3 protein-coding genes are annotated in these 5322 nt (G+C 66.9%); 2 read left to right on the top strand and 1 reads right to left on the bottom strand.

Going from position 1 to position 5322, the window contains the following annotated elements; translation table 11 throughout:
• Together DBR12_RS23195 and DBR12_RS18635 are read left to right on the top strand one after the other, a co-directional pair.
• Positions 1 to 662 (top strand): ATP-binding cassette domain-containing protein (locus tag DBR12_RS23195; protein ID WP_233244876.1); only part of this gene is annotated, 662 nt, incomplete at its 5' end.
• Between the two features lie 81 nt (positions 663 to 743).
• Positions 744 to 1628 carry an META and DUF4377 domain-containing protein gene (locus DBR12_RS18635; protein WP_108618626.1) on the top strand — a complete coding sequence of 295 codons (885 nt, stop codon included), beginning with the start codon at positions 744 to 746 and terminating at the stop codon, positions 1626 to 1628.
• Between the two features lie 75 nt (positions 1629 to 1703).
• On the opposite strand, the gene DBR12_RS18640 is transcribed toward DBR12_RS18635, so the two are convergent.
• Positions 1704 to 5322: EAL domain-containing protein (locus DBR12_RS18640; RefSeq protein WP_233244878.1), on the bottom strand; the 3619-nt coding region annotated here is incomplete at its 5' end.

The raw sequence follows: 5322 nt of genomic DNA on the forward strand, positions 1-5322 counted from the left end.
GGCTGCCGTTTGCCCCACCGCAGGTGGGCGAGCTGGTGGTACAGGCGCACGGCATTTCCAAAACCTACGGCGCGCAGCAGCTGTTTGCGCCCATGGACCTGCAGATCCGCAGCGGCGAGCGCGTTGCCGTGCAAGGCCCGAGCGGCACCGGCAAAAGCACGCTGGGCAATGTGCTGCTGGGCCTGGTGGCACCCGACACGGGCCGCGTGGAGCGCAGCGCCCGGCTGCGCCCGCATGCGTTTCAAAAGCTCTACCAGGACCCTGTGGGCTCGTTTGCCCCACACATCAGCCTGGCCCAGTCGCTGCGCGATGCCGCCCGCCTGCACCGCTGCGACTGGAAGGCCGTGCAGACACGCCTGGCGCAGTTGCGCGTGCCCGAGGACCTGCTGGCCCGCAAGCCCGATCAGGTGTCGGGCGGCGAGCTGCAGCGCATTGCGCTGGCGCGGGTGCTGGTAGCGCAACCGGCGCTGCTCTTTGCCGACGAACCCACCTCGCGCCTGGACCCGATCACGCAGCAGGAGGCCATCCAGGTGCTGCTGAGTGCGGTGCAAGACACCGGCGCCGCGCTGATGCTGGTGACCCACGACCCGCACCTGGCCGCCGCCGTGGGCACACGCACGCTGAAGCTTGCACAAGGCAACACGCGGGCCTGCGCTGGGTGAGGCCACGCACAAGCCCGCCCGCGTCCCCGCAAGCGGCCTTCTCCTACTCTGCCCGGGGCGCTTTTCCGTTAAGGTGGCGGGATGCATCTGAAACGACCCTACACACTTGGCGGCGGGCGCCCCGCCCTCGGCAAGGCCCTGGTGGCCGCCACCCTCGCAACACTGCTGGCGGCCTGCGGGAGCCCGCTGCAGGGAGCCCCCATGTCGCAGCCCTCTTCTCCTTCTTCCCCCCCGCCTTCTTCGTCCCACACAGCCCCGTCCCTCGCCCAGACGCTGCGGGCGTACGACTGGGATCTTGTCTCCGCTCACGATGCCCGTGGCCAGGCTGCGCCTGGCTGGCTGCTGGCGGGCCAGCGCCCGCTGCGCCTGCACTTTGAGGACCAGCAGCTGTCGGTGCAGAACCTGTGCAACGCGATGAGCGCGGGCTACAGCTTGAGCGGCCCAAGCCTGCAGGTGGGCCCGCCCATGTCCACCAAACGCGCCTGCGCCGAGCGCGACCTGATGGCGCTGGAGCAGCGTGTAGCCACCCTGCTGCCCCAGGCCCGGCGTCTTGAACTGCGGGGCGGCACAGCCACCGGCGCTGCGCAGCTGGCTGTGTGGTTTGCCGACGGCAGCCGCTGGGAGCTGATGGGCTCGCCCACACCCGCCACGCGCTATGGCTCGGCTGGTGAGCGCCAGTTTCTGGAAGTGGCCCCCGAGCGTGTGGCCTGCAATCACCCGCTGATGCCCCAGGCCCAGTGCCTGCGTGTACGCGATGTGCGCTATGCCGACAACGGCGTCCGGCAAGGAGTGGGCGAGTGGCGCATCTTCCAGGGCGAGATCGAAGGCTACCGCCACGAGCCGGGCCTGCGCAATGTGCTGCGGGTGCAGCGCTACTCGCTGGCACGCAACGGCCAGTTGCCTGCCGATGCGCCCAGCCATGTCTATGTGCTGGACCTGGTGGTAGAGACCGAACGCGTGCGCTAAGCCCCAAAATTCAAGCAAAAAAGGCCGTTACCGCGCGACCATCATGCCTTGATAGCTATCAAATAAATAGCATCACTACGGCAAGGACACTGGAACAGGCTCCACCACATCCGCCGCGGTGCGCAGAAAACGCTGCTCGAACACGCTGGCAGGCAGCGGCTGGCTCAGCAGGTAGCCCTGGACCTCGTCACAGCCCAGCAGCGCCAGTCGCCGGGACTGGTCCTCGGTTTCAACCCCTTCGGCCACCACTTTCAGGCCCAGCGAATGCCCCAGGTTGACAATGGTGGACACCAACGACAGCCCCTGCGGCCCGCAGGCCATGTTCATGGTGAACGAGCGGTCGATCTTGAGCGTGTCCACCGGCAGCCGGGCCAGGTAGCTCAGTGAAGAGAACCCGGTGCCAAAGTCGTCGATGGCGACGGTGATGCCCATCTCGCGCAGGGCGTGCAGGCTCTGGATGCTGCGCTCCACATCATCCATCACCATGCTTTCAGTGATCTCCAGCTCCAGCCCGCTGGCGGCGGCGGCGTCGTGCGCCACGGCGTCGCGCACCTCGGCAATGAAGCCCTGGTGCCGCAGCTGCAGGATGGACACGTTCACGGCCACACGCAGCGGCACCAACCCCGCCTGACGCCAGCGCAGGTTGTCGGCCAGCGCCTGCCGCAGCGCCCAGCAGCCCACGTCGTAGATGAGGCCGGTCTCCTCCAGGATAGGAATGAACTGCGCGGGCGGCACCAGGCCGCGCAGCGGGTCGTTCCAGCGGATCAGGGCTTCTGCACCCGAGATGGCGCCACTGGCAAGGTGTTGCTTGGGCTGGTAGTGCAGCACAAACTGGCCCTGCTCCAGCGCCGCGCGCAAGCGCCCCTCCAGGCTCAGCGCCTCGGCCACGCGGGTGTTCATCTCCGAGGTGTAGAAGAGCAGCCTGTCAGCCGACGCCTTGGCCTTGTTCACGGCCGCTTCGGCGTTGCGCAGCAGTGTTTCGGCATCGGCCCCATCCATGGGGTACAAGGCCACACCGGCCTTGGAAGCCATGCGCAGCTCGGTGCCTGCGACCACAAAAGGCGTGTCGAAACAGGCGCGCATAAGCAGATCCACCGCCACCGCCACAGCACCGGCATCGCGGGCTTCGGTCACAGCGATGCCGAAGCTGTTGATACCGATGCGCGCCACATCGTGCAGGTTGCCCGCTGCATGCTGCAGCCGCAATGCCACCTGCTGGAGCAGCTCATCGCCCACCTGCCGCCCCAGGGTGTCGTTGACGATGCGAAAGCGACTGATATCCACCAGCGCCACGCCCTGCAGGGCCTTGGCACCATCGCGGGGCCGCAGGTGCTGCCCGGTACGCTCCAGGAACAGCGTGCGGTTGGGCAGGCCGGTGATTTCGTCGTAGTAGGCCAGATAGTTCAGCCGATCTTCCTTGTCGAGGTGGTCCATGGCAAAGCCGATGTCACCGGCCAGCTCGTTCAGCAGCTTCATCTCGGTTTCGTCGAAAAAATCCACCTCGTCCGCGAGCAAGGCCAGCACGGCCACCACATCGCCACCGACGAGGATGGGCAGCACGGCAATGCTGGCGACGCCGCGCGCCAGCAACTCCTCGCGCAGCATCACGCGCGGGTCGTCGGTGATGTCGTCGCACACCACCGAACGCCCTGACCGGACCACCGCAGCAGCCAGGCTCTCGCCGGGTGTGGGCTCGTCGAACAGCCCCAGGCGGTCGTGGATGTTGTGCACAAAGTCGGCCTCAGCGCCCGACACCCCCACGGGAACCACCCGCCGTGCCCCGCGGTCCACTCGGCCGACCCAGGCAATGCGAAAGTGGCCGTAGTCCACGGCAATGCGGGAGGCCTCGCGGAACAACTCGTCGTGCTGGCGCACGCGCACGATGAGCGTGTTGATGCCGCTGAGCATGGCGTACACACGGTTGAGCCGCTTGATCTTGCGCTCGGCCTCACGCCTCTCGGTGATGTCTTCGCCCAGGCAGGCCACGCCCGTCACCTGCCCACCCACCGAGCGCAGCACGGTGTTGTTCCAGTGCACCAGGCGCCGCGCGCCCGAGCGGGTGAGGATTTCGCTGTCGTAGTGCCAGGCCGAGGGCCGGTCGGCCAGAAGATCGGCAAACACATCGCGCACATGGGCCGTCTCGGGAGGAACGAACAGCTCGAACCAGTTGCCGCCAGACACCTCCTCGCGCTGCCAGCCCGTCAGGCTCAGAAGATAGTCGTTGCAATAGGTGATCTGCCCCGTGCAGTCGAGCATCAGCGAGATCATCTCGACCTTGTCGAGCATGGTGTTGAAGCGCCTATCGCTTTCGCGCAGTTGATCCTCGGCGCGTTTTTCCTTGGTGACGTCCTGGATGGTGTTGAACCAGCGGTCCACCTCGCCCCGGCCCTGGTCGTCGTCCAGTGGCTCCATCACCTGCCGCAGGTATTGCAGATCACCTGCCGAGTTCAGCACGCGGTAGGTAAAGTCCACGCGGATCTTCTGGCGTGCAGCCTGCAGCGCATGGTCGCGAAACGTGCCACGGTCATGGGGGTGCACCAGTGCCAGCCACTCTCGTGCGGAGCGGGGCAAAGCGTCGGCAGGCAAACCCAGGATGTCAGGCAAGGTGTCTTGCCAGCTTTCAAACGTGCCATCGGGCCCGCTGATCACATGGGTGATCTTGGCCAGGGCCTGGGCCCGGCGCAGGCTGTCCTTGCTGGCATGCAGCTCGTCCATGGCGCGCTGGCGCTCGAAAACCTCCACCTGAAGCTGCTCTGCGTGCTTCTGGAGCTCCATGTACAGGCTGCCGTTTTCGTAGATGCGCCCCACTTGCGCGCCCAGGATGGCCAGGACCTTTTCGTCGTCGGCACTGAACTCCTCGGCGCCCTCCTTGTTGGCCAGGCAGATCCACCCATACGCGAGCGAGAGCGAAGTGACGGGCGCAATCAGCCCGGTATGCAGTGGCGGATAGCCCTCAGGCAGGCCGATTGCACTGGGATTGCCGCCAGGGTTGACTACCCGCTCGGAGCGGCGGGCGGCCCTCAACTGCCCCAGCAGGCCGTGGGAGACCGAGGGCAGATCCAGGGGCCGGTCTTGCGGCCCCGTGCGTTCGGGCTCAATGCCGCTGATGCAAGTGATGGCGCTGTCGCTGTGTTTGCGCACCACGCACAGGACGGCGTACTGGGCACCCACCAGCTCGCGGGCGCCCTGGCAAACGTTGGCCAGCAGCACCAGCGGGTCACGCTCTGAGGCGAGCTGCAGGTTCAGATCAGTCAGTGCGGCCAGCCGCCGGTTCATGGCCTCCAGCTCGGCCACGCTGACGGTGAGCTTGTCGGTCATGAGCTGCAGGTGGCGGGTCTGAAAGCCATGCTCCAGCGCCACCGAAGGCCGGGGCTCAATCTGGGTGAGCGCCTGCTCGATGGCGGCCAAGATGTCCTGCGGTTCGCAGGGCTTGACCAGCACCTGTGTGACCCCGCAGGCCAGTGCCAGGCTGCGGGCCTCTTGTTCGCGGTAGTGCGCGCTGTAAAAGATCACCTGCGTGGCCGACAGGTGGTGGTCGGCCCGCAGCTGGCGCACAAACTCGTAGCCATCCATCGTGGGCATCAGGATGTCGGAGATCACCAGGTCGGGCCGCTCGGCGCGCACCAGCGCCAGCGCCTGGGCGCCATCGGCGGCCTCCAGCGCCTGGTGGCCGCTGTGCCCAATGAGCGTGACC

The organism is Acidovorax sp. HMWF029 (genome assembly GCF_003060895.1).
Lineage (GTDB): Bacteria > Pseudomonadota > Gammaproteobacteria > Burkholderiales > Burkholderiaceae_C > Acidovorax.

Coding starts and splice junctions, on each gene's coding strand:
- DBR12_RS18635 (WP_108618626.1), top strand. CDS start 744: ATGCATCTGAAACGACCCTACACACTTGGCGGCGGGCGCCCCGCCCTC.